At 68.4% G+C, this 1,114-nt stretch carries 1 pseudogene; it reads right to left on the reverse strand.

The features are described 5' to 3' along the window. Window positions 1-152: 152 nt before the first annotated feature. Window positions 153-1,114, reverse strand: a pseudogene (locus LQV45_RS34705) (short-chain dehydrogenase); the annotation flags it as partial.

The following is a 1,114-nucleotide window of genomic DNA, read 5'->3' on the forward strand; positions in this document are numbered from 1 at the left end:
GCCCAGCACTGGTCCATGGTCAGCGAGAATTCCGGCGAGGGCGTGGTTGAGTCCATGTCGAGCCACACTACGGGCCGGCCCGGACCCCGATTAGGGCCATAGGTCCCGCAGCGGACACGTAAGTGAAGGACGCCGCGGCCGGCCGGCGCCGGTCACCAGGGACTGGGCTTGTAGTCCTTGAGGAACACGCCGTACTGGTCCTCGCCGGATTCGCCCATCACGATGGGGTCGTACACGCGGGCGGCGCCGTCAACGAGGTCCAGGGGTGCGTGGAAGCCCTCTTCCATGAGGCGGACTTTGGTGTAGTGCGGCCGTTCGTCCGTGATCCAGCCGGTGTCCACGGCCGTCATGAGGATGCCGTCGGCGTCGAGCATTTCCTGGGCGCTGGTTCGCGTCATCATGTTCAGCGCCGCCTTGGCCATGTTCGTGTGCGGGTGCCCGGGGCCCTTGTAGGCGCGGGAGAACTGGCCTTCCATGGCGCTGACATTGACGATGTATTTCCGCCGCGCGGTGGAGCGCTTCATGGCCCCCCGCAGCCGGCTGACCAGCAGGAACGGAGCCGTCACGTTGCACAACTGCACTTCGAGCATCTCCAGCGGGTCCACGTCGTCCAGCACCTGGGTCCATCTGTTGATGGTGGCGAGGTCCGGGACCAGTCCGCCCGCGTCGATCGCGGTGCCGGAGGCAATCCGCTCCAGCGACGCCGACCCTGTGGACAGGGCCAGGGACGTGATCGCGTCCCCGGCCAGCACGGGATGGTCGAGCACGCTGCTGGCGAGGGCAAGCGGGTGCTTGTCGTGGGCGTGGCCGAACGTGACAAGCTCCGGGCCCCCGTTGGCGGCCTGGAGGGCGGCGGGCAGCGGCTCGTCCTCGGCGTCGACGAGCGGCTTGTAGGCGTTGCCGGAGCGCCGCACGGTCTGGGCCGCGTTGTTGATGATGATGTCCAGCGGTCCGGCGGCATCCAGGGAATCCGTCAGGGCCATCACCTGGGACGGGTCACGGAGGTCGATGCCCACGATCCGGAGCCGGTGCAGCCAGTCGGCGCTGTCCTCCATCGCAGCGAAGCGGCGGGCGGCGTCCTTCGGGAACCGGGTGGTGATGGTGGTGTGCGCAC

It is taken from the genome of Microbacterium sp. Bi128 (genome assembly GCF_918698205.1).